Source organism: Streptococcus sp. V940, from assembly GCF_054353495.1.
On record NZ_JBTHHZ010000001.1, the window covers coordinates 355320 to 372237 of the forward strand.

The following is a 16918-nucleotide window of genomic DNA, read 5'->3' on the forward strand; positions in this document are numbered from 1 at the left end:
CATCACAAGTTTCACATGGTTTTTCAAGTTCTGCAGCACAGTATGCCATCAATCACTTGAATGCGGATTACAAAGCAAATGCCTTAGTTAAAGCAAGAGAATACCGAAAATACAGCAATTTATCAAAAACAGAAATTTATAACAGGCTAACTTCTCCTTGGATTGGAAAATTTACAAAAGAAGAAGCAAACTATGCCATTCAAAAACTAGGGGATAAATAGTTATTGATTATTAGATGTAACTTTTTCCATACAAAGCTTTGCATAGTATAAATCTTTTTGCTATACTATGTCTGTAAGCATTTCCATTAATAAATATAAAGGAGAAAAAGATGAGTCAAAAGATTATTGGGATTGACCTTGGTGGAACTTCTGTCAAGTTTGCAATTTTAACTCAAGAAGGAGAAATCCAAGAAAAATGGTCTATTAAGACTAACATTTTGGATGAAGGAAGCCATATCGTAGACGATATGATTGAATCTATTCAACATCGTTTTGAATTGCTTGGATTGGTTGCGACTGATTTCCGAGGCATTGGAATGGGATCACCTGGTGTGGTTGACCGTGAAAAAGGGACTGTTATCGGTGCCTACAACCTCAACTGGAAAACTCTTCAACCGATCAAAGAGAAAATGGAAAAAGCCTTGGGTATTCCATTCTTTATCGACAATGACGCTAACGTAGCTGCTCTTGGTGAGCGTTGGATGGGTGCTGGTGAAAACCAACCAGACGTTGTCTTTATGACTCTGGGTACAGGTGTTGGTGGCGGTATCGTGGCAGAAGGAAAATTGCTTCACGGTGTTGCAGGTGCTGCTGGTGAACTTGGACACATCACAGTTGACTTTGATCAACCAATCGCATGTACTTGTGGTAAAAAAGGCTGTCTTGAGACAGTAGCTTCAGCAACAGGGATTGTCAACTTGACTCGCCGTTACGCGGATGAATATGAAGGCGATGCGGAGTTGAAACGCTTGATTGACGACGGTGAAGAAGTAACTGCTAAAACTGTCTTTGACTTGGCAAAAGAAGGGGACGACCTCGCTTTGATCGTTTACCGTAACTTCTCACGTTACTTGGGTATTGCATGTGCCAACATCGGTTCTATCCTAAATCCATCAACAATCGTTATCGGTGGTGGGGTTTCAGCTGCTGGGGAATTCCTTCTCCAAGGTGTGCAAAAGGTTTATGATGAAAATACCTTCCCACAAGTTCGTACAACAACTAAGCTAGCTCTTGCAACTCTAGGAAATGACGCTGGAGTTATCGGAGCAGCATCTCTTGTCTTGCAATAAGAAGCAAAAGAAGGAGAAAATCACTATCTTGAAGCGAGTGATTTTCCTCCTTTCTTTTTTTATGCTATACTAGTTAAGAATAAACGTTGAGGAGAGAGTAAATGACAAAAGCAGATAAGATTTTTAAAGAAAATATTGAGCGAATTATCAATGAAGGAGTCTTTTCAGAACAAGCTCGTCCCAAGTATAAGGATGGAACAGTAGCTAACTCCAAGTACATCACAGGTGCTTTTGCGGAGTATGATTTATCTAAGGGTGAATTTCCCATCACAACCCTACGTCCAATTGCTATCAAATCAGCTATCAAGGAAGTTCTTTGGATTTATCAAGACCAGACAAATAGCCTAGAAGTTCTAAATGATAAGTACAATGTTCACTACTGGAATGACTGGGAAGTTGGAGATACAGGAACAATCGGTGAGCGTTATGGGGCTGTGGTTAAAAAACACGACATCATTAACAAGATTCTCAAGCAGTTAGAAGCTAATCCTTGGAACCGTCGCAATATCATCTCTCTCTGGGATTACCAAGCTTTTGAGGAAACAGACGGCCTTCTTCCATGTGCCTTTCAGACCATGTTTGATGTCCGTCGTGTAGATGGGGACATCTATCTGGATGCGACCTTGACCCAGCGTTCTAACGATATGCTGGTAGCTCATCACATCAATGCCATGCAGTATGTGGCTCTTCAAATGATGATTGCCAAACACTTTGGCTGGAAGGTTGGGAAATTCTTCTACTTCATCAATAACCTTCACATCTATGATAATCAATTTGAACAAGCTCAGGAATTGCTCCGTCGTGAACCATCAGATTGCCAACCACGTTTGGTATTGAATGTACCAGACAAGACAAACTTTTTTGATATTAAAGCAGAGGATTTTGAGTTGGTTGACTATGATCCTGTGAAACCGCAATTGAAGTTTGATTTGGCTATTTAATAACACAAAAAGAAGTTGGAAAATCCAACTTCTTTTTTATTGATTAGCGTGATACGCGACGGCGAGCTGCTTTTTTACGATTTTCTTCGATGAAAGCTGCTTTTTGTTCTTCTGGTTCAATCACTTTCTTTTTGAATGCGTATACTGCACCTGCAACAGCAGCAACAGTTCCTGCAACACCTGTTACGAGACCTTTAGCAAATCCTTTAGCCATGAGTCTTCCTCCTTTTATTTATAAATCAGACGGAAATAGCTTAAGATATAGCATTTTTCTGCCTGTCTATTTTGTGATATAATAATAGTAACGAAAAAATGGGAATTTTTCAAGGAAAAACGATGAAAAGCAAAATAATTGTGATTGTTGGTCCAACAGCTATTGGAAAGACTGCCCTAGCCATTGAAGTTGCTCAGCGATTTAATGGCGAAGTAGTCAGTGGAGATAGCCAACAAGTCTACCGAGGGCTAGATATTGGAACGGCCAAGGCAAGTCCGGAGGAGCAGGCAACTGTCCCTCATCACTTGATTGATGTGAGAGATGTAACCGAGTCTTACTCGGCTTTTGATTTTGTTTCAGAAGCAAAGGCAGCCATCGAGGATATTCAAAATCGCGGTAAACTTGCTATTATCGCTGGTGGGACAGGACTTTATATTCAGAGTCTACTAGAAGGATATCATCTAGGTGGCGAGACACCTCATGAGGAGATTTTAGCCTATCGTGCTAGCTTAGAGTCTTTTTCAGATGAGGACTTAGCCCATCTGGTGGATCAAGCAGGTCTTGAAATTCCCCAATTTAATCGTCGTCGTGCTATGCGTGCCTTGGAAATTGCTCATTTTGCTCAAGACTTGGAAAATCAAGAAAGCTTATATGAACCACTGATTATTTGCTTGGATGATGAGCGTAGTCAACTCTATGACCGTATTAATCACCGAGTAGACCTGATGTTTGAGGCTGGACTTCTAGACGAAGCTAAATGGTTGTTTGACCATTATCCAGATGTGCAGGCCGCTAAAGGAATTGGTTACAAGGAACTCTTTCCTTATTTTCGTGGAGAGCAGTCCTTGGCAGAAGCTAGTGATAGTCTCAAGCAAGCGACTCGCCGATTTGCCAAGCGCCAGTTGACCTGGTTCCGCAATCGCATGCAGGTGACCTTTTATCAGATAGGAGAATCTGGTGTGAAAGAGCGTATTTTAAGCCAGATTGAGGAGTTTTTAAATGATTGAAACGGAGAAAAAAGAGGAGCGAGTCCTGCTCATTGGTGTTGAACTTCAGGGCATGGATAATTTTGACCTCTCCATGGAAGAGCTAGCTAGTCTGGCTAAGACGGCTGGTGCAGTTGTAGTCGATAGCTACAGACAAAAACGAGAAAAATACGACTCTAAAACCTTTGTTGGTTCTGGTAAGCTGGAAGAAATTGCTCAAATGGTGGACGCAGAAGAAATCACAACGGTTATCGTTAATAACCGTCTGACACCTCGACAAAATGTCAATTTAGAGGAAGTCTTAGGTGTCAAGGTCATTGACCGTATGCAGTTGATTTTGGACATCTTTGCTATGAGAGCTCGAAGCCATGAAGGTAAGCTACAAGTGCATCTAGCTCAGCTCAAATACCTCTTGCCTCGTTTGGTTGGTCAGGGGATTATGCTCAGCCGTCAGGCAGGGGGAATTGGTTCCCGTGGTCCAGGTGAAAGTCAGCTGGAGCTTAACCGCCGTAGTGTTCGCAACCAGATTACAGATATCGAACGTCAACTCAAGGTGGTTGAGAAAAATCGAGCGACAGTTCGAGAAAAACGTTTGGAGTCAAGTACCTTTAAGGTTGGTTTGATTGGCTATACTAATGCTGGTAAATCAACCATCATGAATACCTTGACTAGCAAGACCCAGTATGAAGCGGATGAGCTATTTGCGACTCTAGATGCAACAACTAAAAGCATCCATCTGGGGGGCAATCTACAGGTAACCTTGACAGATACCGTTGGATTTATCCAAGACCTACCGACAGAATTAGTGTCAAGTTTCAAGTCTACCCTAGAAGAAAGCAAGCATGTAGATCTCCTGGTCCATGTCATCGATGCCAGCAATCCCTACCATGAGGAACATGAAAAAACGGTTCTGTCTATCATGAAAGACTTGGACATGGAGGATATTCCTCGCTTGACCCTTTATAATAAAGCAGATTTGGTGGAGAACTTTACGCCTACTCAAACGCCTTATGCATTGATTTCTGCTAAATCTAAGGATAGTCGCGAACAGCTGCAGGCTTTATTGCTAGATAAGATTAAGGAAATTTTTGAACCCTTTACTCTGCGCGTGCCTTTTTCTAAATCTTACAAAATTCATGATTTAGAAAGTGTTGCGATTCTAGAAGAACGTGACTACCAAGATGACTGTGAGGTCATCACAGGCTTTATTTCCGAGAAAAACAAATGGAGATTAGAGGAATTTTATGACTGATACCAAAACTTTAGCTCTCAAGTATGGGGGGTATACAAGTCTAGACAAGGTCTATCTGGACCAACTTTTAGCTGGTAGGTCTGAAGAGGAGCAGCTAGCCCTCATCACTCCTCCACCCAGCGTAGTGAATGCCTACTTTGCCGAGCTCTACCAGAAAAAGAGCCCAGAGGCTGCGACCGATTATTTTGCAGAAGTCAGCCAAGAACTGAGCCTCTACAATGCTGAACCAAGTTTCACGGAAGAAAGCAAGCCCTTTATTCGCCTCAATCTATCTGGTAAATCCTTTGGATTTTGCTACGAGAAAGAAGGACTAGGTCGCATTTTCTCAGAGAACGAGGAAGCAATTACGGATGAATTACTCTTTGAGATTGCGCAAATTTTTCCTCAACAGCTAGTTTTTGAGGAGTCTGGGAAAATTTACATGAAGGGAATCGGTGAAGAGGAAGTAGTCAGCCTGGAAAATCTTACAGCTTTGACAGATTTGGAAACCTTGGCAGATGGAAGAAAGCGACTTAAGGGATATAGCCAAGAGGATTTACTACAAGAAGCTAGAGCTTTTTCTGGCAAGCTTTATTATCGCTCGGAAAATCGCACCGCTATGTTATATATTGATTAATTAGAAAGTATCGAATGGATATTCAATTTTTAGGAACGGGGGCTGGTCAGCCCTCTAAAGCCCGCAACGTTTCAAGTCTCGCCCTGAAACTCTTGGACGAGATTAACGAAGTCTGGCTCTTTGACTGTGGAGAAGGAACGCAAAATCGCATTCTGGAAACTACGATTCGACCACGAAAGATCAGCAAAATCTTTATCACCCACTTACATGGAGACCATATCTTTGGTTTGCCAGGATTCCTTTCTAGCCGCGCTTTTCAGGCCAATGAAGAGCAGACAGATTTGGAAATCTATGGTCCCCAAGGCATCAAGTCATTTGTCTTGACTAGTCTACGAGTGTCAGGCTCACGCCTGCCCTATAAGATTCATTTTCATGAGTTCGACCAAGATTCTCTAGGGAAAATTCTTGAAACAGATAAATTCACGGTGTATGCGGAAGAGTTGGATCACACTATTTTCTGTGTGGGCTATCGTATCATGCAAAAGGACCTAGAAGGCACTCTGGATGCTGAAAAACTTAAGGCTGCCGGCGTACCATTTGGACCACTCTTTGGAAAAATCAAAAACGGTCAGGATGTCATCCTAGAAGACGGCACCGAGATTAAGGCAGCAGACTATATCTCAGCCCCACGCCCTGGTAAGATTATCACTATCTTAGGTGACACTCGAAAAACCAATGCCAGTGTGCGTTTGGCTGTCAATGCGGATGTCCTTGTCCATGAGTCCACTTATGGTAAGGGTGATGAGAAAATTGCCCGCAATCATGGGCACTCAACCAATATGCAGGCTGCGCAGGTGGCAACAGAAGCGGGAGCCAAACGACTCTTGCTCAACCACATCAGTGCCCGTTTTCTTTCAAAAGATATCAGCCAGCTTAAGAAAGATGCTGCAACGATTTTTGAAAATGTCCATGTGGTCAAAGACTTGGAAGAAGTGGAAATCTAGTTGCTAGAGAAAGGAGAAACATGCGAACCATTCTCATTACAGGTGCTAGTGGGGGTCTAGCCCAAGAAATGGTCAAACTCTTGCCAAATGACCAACTCATCTTACTCGGCAGAGATAAGGAAAAACTAGCTCAACTATACGGAAATCATCCTCAGGCAGAATTGATTGAAATTGATATTACCGACGCTCAAGCCTTAGAAGAACTAGTTGCTGAACTCTATCAGCGTTATGGCAAGATTGATGTTTTAATTAACAACGCTGGTTACGGAATTTTTGAAGATTTTGACAAGATTTCTGATCAAGACATTCATCAAATGTTTGAGGTTAACACCTTTGCTCTCATGAATCTATCACGTATGCTTGCTTCTGGTATGAAGGAGATTCGACAAGGGCATATCATCAATATCGTCAGCATGGCAGGTTTGATAGCAACTGGCAAGTCTAGCCTTTACTCAGCGACTAAGTTTGCGGCTATCGGTTTTTCAAATGCTCTTCGCCTTGAGCTCATGCCCCATGGTGTCTATGTGACGACGGTTAATCCAGGACCTATCCGTACAGGATTTTTTGACCAGGCAGACCCAGATGGGACCTACCTCAAATCGGTTGACCGCTTCCTACTCGAGCCAGATGCAGTAGCTAAAAAAATTGTTAAGGCCATCGGAAAAAACAAACGCGAGCTCAATCTCCCAGCCTTGTTAAATTTAGCTCATAAATTTTATACCCTCTTTCCCAAGTTAGCAGATAAGTTGGCTGGGGAAACTTTTAATTATAAGTGAGAAAGTTGTTCCCTTGAGGAATGGCTTTTTATTTTTTTCGGTTGCTAATTTGTAGAAAAATACCACATGAAAAACTGACAGTTTATAACGATTTATCCACTTTAAGGTATAATAGTGATAAGAAAGCAGAAAAGAGAGGATAAACTTCGAGTCTAACATAACTGAAAGTATATCTATAGCCGAAGCTTATGAAGTCAAGATAAAATAGGATTAAAAGAACTTGACCTTTTTCAGATTGATTAGACTGTAAATTGGAGTTAGGAATATTCTTAGAATAGATGAAGAAAATAAAAAAATAAAAAAATAAAAAAATAAAAAAATAAAAAAATAAAAAATGTTAAAACATCTTGACATTTTATATATTTGGAGTATAATAAAAAATGTAAAGGACTCTTAACATTGTTTTAACAGATTGGAGGAACAGGACCATGAGAAAAATGGATGAAATGGACAGAGCGATTCAGCTACGTTCTGAGGAATGGGGTTATAAAACTGCTCTATTTGGCTTATGTGGATGGACAGTATTTAATATTTATCAATCTATTACAAAAGGCATTGAACTTGAAATGTTACCATGTCTGATTTTATGTTTATCTATTTCTGTTCAAGGATTTGCACAAACTGCCATAAAACAGAAAATGATTGACGGTGATGAAGATTTCAAAGAACCTAATAAACTTGTTCAAGGAATATTTTTGATTATTGTTATCCTTATCGTAGTTTTGGCGATTGGCATTTATTGTTTTCAGAAAGACTAATGCTGTATGAAAAATAATATCAAACAGTTAAGAAAGTCTGAAGGACTACGTCAGGAAGATATGGCAAGAATATTAGGCGTTAGTCGACAAACCATAATTGCTATAGAGAATGACAAGTACAATCCTACACTTGAACTAGCAATGAAAATTGCAAGATTGCTACGACTACATGTTGAAGAAATTTTCATTTTAGAAGATTAAAGATATCAGATAGCATTTATTCTAATCATCTGATTCGTAATGATAGAGAGTTTTCCAGTTCATGGAAACTCTCTTTTTAAAGCTCAAAAAGAGTCTACTCAATTTTACCCTTGTCCATCAATATACCTATCGTAAAACTAGTATAAAAATTGCAAATAAACAGCTAAAATAGTATACTAGAACTAGCAATTATGAAAACGTTTGCGTTTTATTAAATTTAGGAGACAAATGATGGAATTAACAGCCATTTATCATAGACCAGAGTCAGAGTTTGCTTATCTTTACAAAGAAGGTCAGCTACATATCCGAATCAGAACCAAGAAAAATGATGTCCAGAAAGTTATCTTACACTATGGAGATCCTTTTATTTTCATTGAGGATAAGTATGAAGCTAAGAAAGAAATGACCAAAGTAACCTCAGATGCACTATTTGACTATTGGCAGGTTACGGTATCGGTTGATTTTGCACGGATTCAGTATCTCTTTGAGCTCCTTGATGAGGAAGGTCAGGGTGTTTTTTACGGTGATAAGGGGTGCGTAGAACATACTCAAGAAAACTTAGATGCTGATGGAAACGGCTTTAAGCTTCCTTATATTCATGAAATTGACGGTTGTCAGGTACCTGACTGGGTTTCAAATACCGTATGGTATCAGATTTTCCCAGAACGATTTGCAAATGGAAATCCTAATTTGACCCCAGATGGAGCTCGAGAGTGGGATGCTGCCATTGCACCTAATATTGATGATTTTTTTGGTGGAGATTTACAAGGGATTATTGATCATCTTGACTATCTGAAAGATTTGGGAATCACTGGACTTTACCTATGTCCGATTTTTGAAGCAACGACCAATCACAAGTATGATACGACGGATTATTTTGAAATCGACCGTCACTTTGGGGATAAGGAAGTTTTTGCTAATCTAGTCGAGGAAGCCCACAAACGGGGCATCAAGATTATGCTAGATGCTGTTTTCAATCATATCGGCTACCAGTCTGTCCAATGGCAGGATGTTCTAAAGAACGGCGAAAAGTCACCATATAAAGATTGGTTCCATATCCAAGAATTTCCAGTTACTGAGGATAAACTTCAGAATCCAAGACAACTCCCTTATCATACCTTTGCCTTTGCTAGCTATATGCCTAAGTTGAATACTGCTAATCCGGAGGTTAGGGACTATCTTTTAAGTGTTGCGACCTACTGGATTGAGAATTTTGATATCGATGCTTGGCGCTTGGACGTTGCCAATGAAATTGACCATCAGTTCTGGAAAGATTTTAGAAAGGCAGTTCTAGCTAAAAAGCCTGATTTGTATATTTTAGGTGAAATCTGGCATACTTCTCAGCCTTGGCTACAAGGGGACGAGTTCCATGCTGTCATGAACTACCCACTCTCTGAAAGTATCAAGGATTATTTCTTGCGTCAGCGTAAAAAGACAGAGCAGTTTATTTCAGAAATCAATAGCCAGTCGATGTACTACAAGCAACAAATCTCAGAGGTGATGTTTAACCTTTTAGATTCACATGATACAGAGCGTATCCTTACAACAGCTAAAGGAAATATCCAGCATGTCAAGGCTGCCCTAACTTTCCTCTATCTTCAAAAAGGGACCCCTTGTATCTATTATGGAACAGAGCTAGCACTAATTGGTGGACCAGACCCTGACTGCCGTCGTGTCATGCCTTGGGATCGTGTGTCTGTGGACAATGACATGCTGAATTTTATGAAGAAATTAATCCAAGTCCGTAAGGAAGTGGCAAGTATGATTCAGCATGGAAATTATCGCTTGGAAGAAGTGAAACTAGATGTCCTATCATTGAAGTGGAATTATGAAGGAAAAGAAGTTCAGGCAATCTTTAATCAGTCTTCTGAGAAATATACTTTAGACAGAGATTCAGTTGACTTAGCGAGCCATTGTCAGTTTGAAGATGGTCAGCAAGTCATCTTACCAGATGGATTTGTCATTACTGTTTCGAAATAAAGCAATCACCTGCAACAAGTACCTAGTTACAAAAAATGAAGGGATTATGTGACTTTAGATGCATAAAAAACAATAAGCTGTCCTACTAGAGGACAGCTTTTTGGTAAATTTCTCTAAATGTACATTCAGGTTTTTATAGTTTTCTACAAAATATAGAAAAAACAATCAAAAGTATGATTTTTACAGTCATAGTATTGAAGTTTCCTATATTATTTTATAAAATAGAAGTAATAATTACAAAAAAAGTACAGCGCTTTCAACAAAAAATGGAAGCGGTTACTTAACAAGGAGAACCCTATGGGAAAAGATTATTGGAATCGCAAAAGTATCTATAGCATCCGTAAATTTACGGTAGGAACATGCTCAGTGCTTATCGGGACTTGCTCTGTTTTATTTGGAGCAAATCTAGCAGGTGTAAATTCTGTATCTGCAGATGAGACACCAGTCGCTGTTGCTACAGAAAAAGTGGAGAAAGAAACTCCTAAAGAGGAAGCTGTAGATTCAAAAGCTTCTGAACAACCTGTAACAAAAGAAACTGTTAACAGTGAAGCAGTAGAAACTAATCATGAAGTAGAGAAAAAAGTGGAAGCCCCAACTACTGAGACTACTCCTGAGAAAAAAGAAACTTCTGATGTAGAAAAGCAAGCTCCAGCTGTGACTCAGGATCAATCTGCTAAAACAGAAAAACCAGAGCTCAAACCTGCAACTAATGATGAGGTAAAACAGTTGATTGAGGATAGAAAAGTAGAATTCAACCAAAACTGGCATTTCAAGCTCAATGCCAATGCTAAAGATGCAGTCAAGCCAGATGCCGATGTTTCTAGTTGGAAGAAATTAGACCTCCCTCATGACTGGAGTATCTACAATGACTTTGACCATGACTCACCTGCCCAAAACGAAGGTGGGCAACTCAATGGTGGTGATGCTTGGTATCGTAAGACCTTTAAACTCGATGAAGAAGACCTCAATAAGAATGTTCGTATCACATTTGATGGGGTTTACATGGATTCTCAGGTTTATGTAAATGGACAGCTAGTTGGTCACTATCCAAATGGTTACAACCAATTCTCATATGACATCACTGACTATCTCCATAAAGACGGTCGCGAGAATGTCGTAGCAGTGCATGCCATCAACAAACAACCAAGTAGCCGTTGGTACTCAGGAAGCGGGATTTACCGTGATGTTACCCTTCAAGTCACAGATAAGGTCCATACTGAGAAAAATGGAACAACTATCTTAACTCCAGACCTTGAAAAACAACAAAATGGTAAGGTAGATACTCATGTAACAAGTAAGATCGTCAATACTGATGATAAAGATCATGAAATTCTTGCTGAGTATCAAATCATTGAACGTAATGGTCAAGCTGTAACGGACCTAGTTCGTACAGCTAGTCAAGTCTTGAAAGCTCATCAATCAACAAGCTTGAATGCTATTTTACAAGTTGATAAACCAAAACTTTGGACAGTTAATAGCGACAAGCCTGCCCTTTACGAATTGGTTACACGTGTTTATCGTGACGGTCAATTGGTAGATGCTAAGAAAGACTTGTTTGGTTACCGTTATTACAACTGGACTCCAAACGAAGGTTTCTCTTTGAATGGTGAACGCATTAAATTCCATGGAGTTTCTCTTCACCATGACCATGGAGCTCTTGGAGCTGAAGAAAACTATAAAGCAGAATACCGCCGTCTTAAACAGATGAAGGATATGGGTGTGAACTCTATTCGTACAACCCACAACCCAGCTAGTGAGCAAACTTTGCAGATTGCTGCTGAGCTTGGTTTGTTGGTCCAAGAAGAAGCCTTCGATACTTGGTATGGTGGTAAGAAACAGTATGACTACGGACGCTTCTTTGATAAAGATGCCACTCACCCAGAAGCTAAAAAAGGTGAAAAATGGTCTGATTTTGACTTGCGTACCATGGTCGAAAGAGGCAAGAACAACCCTGCTATCGTCATGTGGTCTATCGGTAATGAAATCGGTGAAGCAGATGGAAAACCTCGTTCTCTAGCAACGGTTAAACGCTTGGTTCAAGTGATCAAGGCTGTTGATAAGACACGCTATGTCACTATGGGAGCAGATAAGTTCCGTTTTGGTGATGGTAGTGGTGATCATGAAAAAATCGCGAATGAACTGGATGCCGTTGGATTTAACTACTCAGAAGATAACTACAAGAAACTTCGTGCGAAACATCCAAATTGGTTGATTTACGGTTCTGAAACTTCTTCAGCTACTCGTACACGTGGAAGTTATTTCCGCCCAGAGCGTGAATTGGTCCACAGCAATCAGGCTTACCGTAATTACGAGCAATCAGACTACGGTAATGACCGTGTTGGTTGGGGTAAAACAGCAACAGCATCTTGGACTTTTGACCGTGACAATGCTGGTTACGCAGGTCAGTTCATCTGGACAGGTACGGACTATATAGGTGAACCTACTCCATGGCACAACCAAAACCACACACCAGTTAAAAGCTCTTACTTTGGTATCGTAGATACAGCTGGTATTCCAAAGAATGACTACTACTTGTACCAAAGCCAGTGGGTTTCTGTTGAGAAGAAACCAATGGTTCACTTGCTTCCTCACTGGAATTGGGAAAATCAGACTCTAAAAGAGAATGTAGCGGACGCAAATGGTAATATTCCAGTCCGTGCCTATTCTAATGCTGCAAGTGTAGAACTATTCTTGAATGGTAATACTCTAGGCAAGAAGACATTTACTAAAAAACAAACAAGTGATGGACGTACTTACCAAGAGGGTGCTAATGCGAATGAACTTTACCTTGAATGGAAGGTGGCTTTTGAAGCTGGTACTTTAGAAGCAGTAGCTCGTGACGAAGCTGGTAATATCATTGCTCGTGATAAGATTGTGACTGCTGGAGAACCTGCAGGAGTTCGTTTGATCAAAGAAGAAAATGCGATCGCAGCTGACGGAAAAGACCTCACTTATATCTACTACGAAATCGTTGATAGCAAGGGGAACGTGGTTCCAACTGCCAATAACCTGGTTCGCTTCCAATTACATGGACAAGGTCAGATTGTCGGTGTGGACAACGGGGAACAAGCCAGCCGTGAACGTTACAAAGAACAAGCAGATGGTTCATGGATTCGCAAAGCCTTTAATGGTAAGGGTGTTGTGATTGTCAAATCAACGGAGCAAGCAGGTAAATTTACCTTGACTGCTCACTCTGATTTCTTGAAATCTGGTCAAACAACAATCTTCACAGGTAAAAAAGACCAAGCAGAAAAAACTGTTTTAGGAACTGAGGTACCTAAAGTACGTACCGTTATTGGCCAAGAAGCGAAAATGCCTTCAAAAGTAGGATTTATCTACAGTGATGGCAGTCGTGTAAAACTTCCAGTAGAATGGTCCGCAGTTGATGTCAACCAACCTGGCATTTTTACTGTTAAAGGTGTGGCTGACGGAAGAGATGTGGAAGCGCGTGTTGAAGTCTTGGCACTCCAAGCAGAATTACCTGTAGTTAAGAGAATTGCACCAACTACAGATCTGAGTACGGTTGATCCATCTGTTAGCTATGTCTTGTCAGATGGTACTCTAGGAAGCTATGACGTTGATAGGTGGGAAGTTGCAGCTGAAGATCAAGCTAAATTAGCTATCCCAGGCTCTCGTATCCAAGCTAAAGGAATTTCAGGTGATGATGAAATCGCTGCAACCTTTGTAGTCGCAGAAGGTCAAGCGGCCTCACCAGTAGTACCGACTGTAACTGTTGCAGACCAGCCTGTAGAAGGGCTCTCAACTGACCAACCGGTTCTATACCATAAACTTGCTTATGGAGCTACTTTGCCTGAAGTCAAAGCTTTAGCTGAAAATGCGCAAGTTACTGTTATTCAAGCTAACGAAGCAAATGGTATGCGTGCTAGTATTTATGTTCAACCAAATGATGGTGGAGCACTTCAGACTTATGCTATCCAATTCTTACAAGAAGCTCCTCAGATTGAACGTTTAAGCCTAGAAGTTGAAAATGCAGACGCACTGAAAGAAGACCAAACAGTTGGTATCAAGGTCTTGGCTCATTATCAAGATGGAACTCAGGCCGTATTAAAAGCTGACAAGGTAACCTTCTCAACATCAGGTGAAGGAGACGTAGCTGTTCGTAAAGGTATGCTTGAATTGCATAAACCTGGTCAAGTAACTTTGAAAGCTCAATTTGAAGGAGCTGAAGGTCAGATTGACTTGAACATCCAAGCAAATACTGAAAATAAAGTTGTCCAGGTCATTCGTCCAGTAAGTGTCGTGACAGGTTTGAACCAAGAACCAAGTCTACCTGATACAGTAACGGTAGAGTACGATAAAGGATTTCCAAAAGTTCACAAGGTAACTTGGCAAGCAGTTGCTAAGGAAGACCTTGCTAAATACCATAGCTTTGATGTTCTAGGTAAAGTAGAAGGAATTGAAAACGAAGCTCATGCCAAAGTTTCTGTAGAAGGTATCATTGCAGTCGAAGAAGTGACTACAACAACCCCAGTTTCAGAAGCTCCTCAATTACCAGAAAGTGTTCGTACTTACCACTCAAACGGCCAAGTATCTTCAGCTAAAGTGACTTGGGATGCTATTGACCCAAGCCAGTATGCACAAGAAGGTAGCTTTACAGTGACAGGGCATGTGGAAGGTACTCAGTTACCAACGAAACTTCATGTGCGTGTTTCTGCTCAGACAGAAACTGGTGCAAACATTTCTGACCAGTGGACAGGTTCAGAGTTGCCACTTGCCTTTGCATCAGATTCAAATCCAAGCGACTCAGTAGCCAATGTCAATGACAAACTAATCTCATTTAATGATCAACCGGCAAACCGCTGGACAAACTGGAAACGTACAAGTGAAGCATCAGTAGGAATCCTCTTTGGTGATTCTGGTATCCTGTCTAAACGTTCGGTTGACAATCTCAATGTTGCCTTCCACGAAGACCACGGTGTTGGTGCACCTAAGTCTTATGTCATCGAATACTATGTAGGAAAAGATGTTCCAACAGTTCCTAAGAACCCAAGCTTTGTAGCTAGTGAAGACCACGTCTTTAACGATGACAATAACTGGAAACAAGTGACAAATCTTAAAGCTCCAGATCAAGTGAGAGCTGGAGAAATGACTCACTTTAGCTTTGATAAAGTCAATACCTATGCAGTTCGTATCCGTATGGTTAGACCAGATGGTAAATGGGGTACTTCCATTACAGAAATTCAAATTTTCTCTAAACAAGTAGCTCCAGCTAAGAAAGCTCAAGCTCAAATCCAAGTAGATGGAAAAGATTTGCCAAACTTTAACCCTGGCTTGACTGACTATTATCTAGAAGCTAAAGAAGACCAAGCACCAACAGTAACAGCAAGTGTATCAGATAATGGTATTGCTACAGTGATTCCAAGCGTTCGTGAAGGGGATCCAGTTCGTGTTGTCGTTAAGGCTGAAAACGGAGATATTCTAGGTGAATACCGTCTCCACTTTACAAATGATAAAGACTTGCTAGCAAGTAAACCTGTTGTTGCTGTGAAATCATCACGCCTGGTTGCTAAGGGGCATGCACTTGAGTTACCTGCGAAAGTCGCTGTTTACTTCACAGGTAAAGATGGCTATGAAGTCAAAGACTTGGCAGTTGAATGGGATGAAGTTCCGGCTGAAAATCTAGCGACTGCAGGTGAATTTACAGTTCGTGGTCGCGTTTTAGGTACTGATTTAACTGCTGAAGTGGCAGTACGTGTGACTGATAAACTCGGTGAAAACCTATCAGACAACCCAGACTTCGATGACGATAGCAACCGTTCATTTGCTTCTGCGACCAATGATATTGATCCAAATTCTCATGATCGTGTGGACTATGTTAACGATGGTTCAGATGATGAAACCCGTCGTTGGACTAACTGGTCTCCAACTCCATCTGATAATCCAGAAGTTTCAGTAGGGGTTATCTTTAGAGAAGCTGGCAAGATTGTTGAACGTACAGTTGCTGAAGGAAGCATTCGATTCTTCTCAGATGGTGGTACAGATGCACCTTCTAAACTAGTCTTAGAGCGCTATGTGGGACCAGAATTTGACTCGCCAGAATACTACTCTAACTACCAACCATACGATCCAGAACATCCATTCAACACTCCTTCTAACTGGGAGAAAGTTGAATACCGTGCGGATCAAGAGATTCAAGCAGGTACTGATATCCATGTAACCTTTGCCCCAGTTAAAGCTAAGGCTATGAGATGGCGCATGGATAGAAAAGCTGATACCAAGGGTGTAGCTATTACAGAAATGGCCTTCATTGCTCCAAGTGAGGAACCTAAGGATAGTACAGCTGCAAAACTTCTTGTGGATGGTAAAGAGATTGCTGACTTCTCTGAAGATCGTGTGGATTACCAAGTAACCTACAGTGGAAATCGTCCTCAAGTAACAGTAGAAGCTGGCGAAAACGTAGCAGCAACTATTGTTGATAGTGGTGATGATAAACTTCCAGTCTTGATTCATCTTGTTTCAGAAAGTGGTAAACATATTAAGGAATACCGCATTCAATTGACTAAGGCAGATGCTGAAAGCGCTAAGACAGAACCGGCTGTACACGAAGTTCCAGAGTTCACAGGTGGTGTGAATGGAGAAGAACCAGCAGTTCACGAAATTCCAGAATACACTGGAGGCGTGAATGGAGAAGAACCAGCAGTACATGAAGTTCCAGAGTTCACAGGTGGCGTGAATGGAGTTGAAGCAGCAGTTCACGAAGTACCAGAACATACTTTAGGAGCGAATGTAGTCGAACCAGCAGTTCACGAAGTTCCAGAATACACTGGTGGTGTGAATGCAGTCGAGGCAGCGGTGAACGAAGTTCCAGAGTACAAAGGTGGTGCCAATGCAGTCTTTGCAGCGGTAAACGAAGTACCAGAATATACTGGTGGCGTGAACGCAGCCGAAGCAGCGGTTAACGATGTGCCAGAGTACAAAGGTGGTGCCAATGCAGTCTT

Annotated in this window: 12 protein-coding genes and 2 pseudogenes; 13 read left to right on the top strand and 1 reads right to left on the bottom strand. The window is 41.1% G+C overall.

Going from position 1 to position 16918, the window contains the following annotated elements; translation table 11 throughout:
- The 3 genes from ACXYSM_RS01900 to ACXYSM_RS01910 all read left to right on the top strand — a co-directional run.
- Window positions 1–221: Ltp family lipoprotein (locus ACXYSM_RS01900; RefSeq protein WP_458634161.1), on the top strand; the 221-nt coding region annotated here is incomplete at its 5' end.
- Between the two features lie 110 nt (window positions 222–331).
- Window positions 332–1291: an ROK family glucokinase gene (locus tag ACXYSM_RS01905; RefSeq protein ID WP_458634162.1), complete on the top strand. Its 960-nt coding sequence runs from the start codon at window positions 332–334 to the stop codon at window positions 1289–1291.
- A gap of 101 nt (window positions 1292–1392) precedes the next feature.
- Complete coding sequence (locus tag ACXYSM_RS01910) at window positions 1393–2232, top strand: thymidylate synthase (protein ID WP_458634163.1); 840 nt, start codon at window positions 1393–1395, stop codon at window positions 2230–2232.
- 43 nt (window positions 2233–2275) lie between these two features.
- Here the strand turns inward: ACXYSM_RS01910 and ACXYSM_RS01915 are convergent, their stop codons facing one another.
- Complete coding sequence (locus ACXYSM_RS01915; RefSeq protein ID WP_001051780.1) at window positions 2276–2446, bottom strand: DUF3042 family protein; 171 nt, start codon at window positions 2444–2446, stop codon at window positions 2276–2278.
- 122 nt (window positions 2447–2568) lie between these two features.
- Here ACXYSM_RS01915 and miaA point away from each other — a divergent pair, with 122 nt between their 5' ends.
- The 10 genes and pseudogenes from miaA to ACXYSM_RS01965 all read left to right on the top strand — a co-directional run.
- On the top strand, window positions 2569–3453 hold the full coding sequence (gene miaA / locus ACXYSM_RS01920) for a tRNA (adenosine(37)-N6)-dimethylallyltransferase MiaA (protein WP_458634164.1): 885 nt from the start codon (window positions 2569–2571) through the stop codon (window positions 3451–3453).
- A complete protein-coding gene (hflX, locus tag ACXYSM_RS01925; RefSeq protein ID WP_458634165.1) occupies window positions 3446–4684 on the top strand; it encodes a GTPase HflX in 1239 nt (412 codons plus the stop codon). Before miaA ends, hflX begins: the two co-directional genes overlap by 8 nt.
- A complete protein-coding gene (locus ACXYSM_RS01930; RefSeq protein ID WP_458634166.1) occupies window positions 4677–5300 on the top strand; it encodes a cystathionine beta-lyase in 624 nt (207 codons plus the stop codon). Before hflX ends, ACXYSM_RS01930 begins: the two co-directional genes overlap by 8 nt.
- Before the next feature lie 14 nt (window positions 5301–5314).
- Window positions 5315–6244 (top strand): ribonuclease Z, encoded by a 930-nt coding sequence (gene rnz, locus ACXYSM_RS01935; protein WP_458634167.1) that lies wholly within the window; start codon window positions 5315–5317, stop codon window positions 6242–6244.
- Between the two features lie 20 nt (window positions 6245–6264).
- Window positions 6265–7020: an SDR family NAD(P)-dependent oxidoreductase gene (locus ACXYSM_RS01940; RefSeq protein WP_458634168.1), complete on the top strand. Its 756-nt coding sequence runs from the start codon at window positions 6265–6267 to the stop codon at window positions 7018–7020.
- 428 nt (window positions 7021–7448) lie between these two features.
- Window positions 7449–7778, top strand: coding sequence for a hypothetical protein (locus tag ACXYSM_RS01945; RefSeq protein WP_006152229.1), 330 nt, complete (start codon window positions 7449–7451; stop codon window positions 7776–7778).
- A gap of 6 nt (window positions 7779–7784) precedes the next feature.
- Window positions 7785–7979 carry a helix-turn-helix transcriptional regulator gene (locus ACXYSM_RS01950; protein WP_006150191.1) on the top strand — a complete coding sequence of 65 codons (195 nt, stop codon included), beginning with the start codon at window positions 7785–7787 and terminating at the stop codon, window positions 7977–7979.
- Between the two features lie 231 nt (window positions 7980–8210).
- On the top strand, window positions 8211–9959 hold the full coding sequence (locus ACXYSM_RS01955; RefSeq protein WP_458634693.1) for a glycoside hydrolase family 13 protein: 1749 nt from the start codon (window positions 8211–8213) through the stop codon (window positions 9957–9959).
- 297 nt (window positions 9960–10256) lie between these two features.
- Window positions 10257–10404, top strand: a pseudogene (locus ACXYSM_RS01960) (YSIRK-type signal peptide-containing protein); the annotation flags it as partial.
- Between the two features lie 251 nt (window positions 10405–10655).
- Window positions 10656–16904, top strand: a pseudogene (locus ACXYSM_RS01965) (SIALI-17 repeat-containing surface protein); the annotation flags it as partial.
- Window positions 16905–16918 lie beyond the last annotated feature (14 nt).

What these genes read in the sequence shown, in the direction of transcription:
- ACXYSM_RS01905 (WP_458634162.1), top strand. Translation starts at nt 332, where the DNA reads ATGAGTCAAAAGATTATTGGGATTGACCTTGGTGGAACTTCTGTCAAG.
- ACXYSM_RS01910 (WP_458634163.1), top strand. Translation starts at nt 1,393, where the DNA reads ATGACAAAAGCAGATAAGATTTTTAAAGAAAATATTGAGCGAATTATC.
- ACXYSM_RS01915 (WP_001051780.1), bottom strand. Translation starts at nt 2,446, where the DNA reads ATGGCTAAAGGATTTGCTAAAGGTCTCGTAACAGGTGTTGCAGGAACT.
- miaA (WP_458634164.1), top strand. Translation starts at nt 2,569, where the DNA reads ATGAAAAGCAAAATAATTGTGATTGTTGGTCCAACAGCTATTGGAAAG.
- hflX (WP_458634165.1), top strand. Translation starts at nt 3,446, where the DNA reads ATGATTGAAACGGAGAAAAAAGAGGAGCGAGTCCTGCTCATTGGTGTT.
- ACXYSM_RS01930 (WP_458634166.1), top strand. Translation starts at nt 4,677, where the DNA reads ATGACTGATACCAAAACTTTAGCTCTCAAGTATGGGGGGTATACAAGT.
- rnz (WP_458634167.1), top strand. Translation starts at nt 5,315, where the DNA reads ATGGATATTCAATTTTTAGGAACGGGGGCTGGTCAGCCCTCTAAAGCC.
- ACXYSM_RS01940 (WP_458634168.1), top strand. Translation starts at nt 6,265, where the DNA reads ATGCGAACCATTCTCATTACAGGTGCTAGTGGGGGTCTAGCCCAAGAA.
- ACXYSM_RS01945 (WP_006152229.1), top strand. Translation starts at nt 7,449, where the DNA reads ATGAGAAAAATGGATGAAATGGACAGAGCGATTCAGCTACGTTCTGAG.
- ACXYSM_RS01950 (WP_006150191.1), top strand. Translation starts at nt 7,785, where the DNA reads ATGAAAAATAATATCAAACAGTTAAGAAAGTCTGAAGGACTACGTCAG.
- ACXYSM_RS01955 (WP_458634693.1), top strand. Translation starts at nt 8,211, where the DNA reads ATGGAATTAACAGCCATTTATCATAGACCAGAGTCAGAGTTTGCTTAT.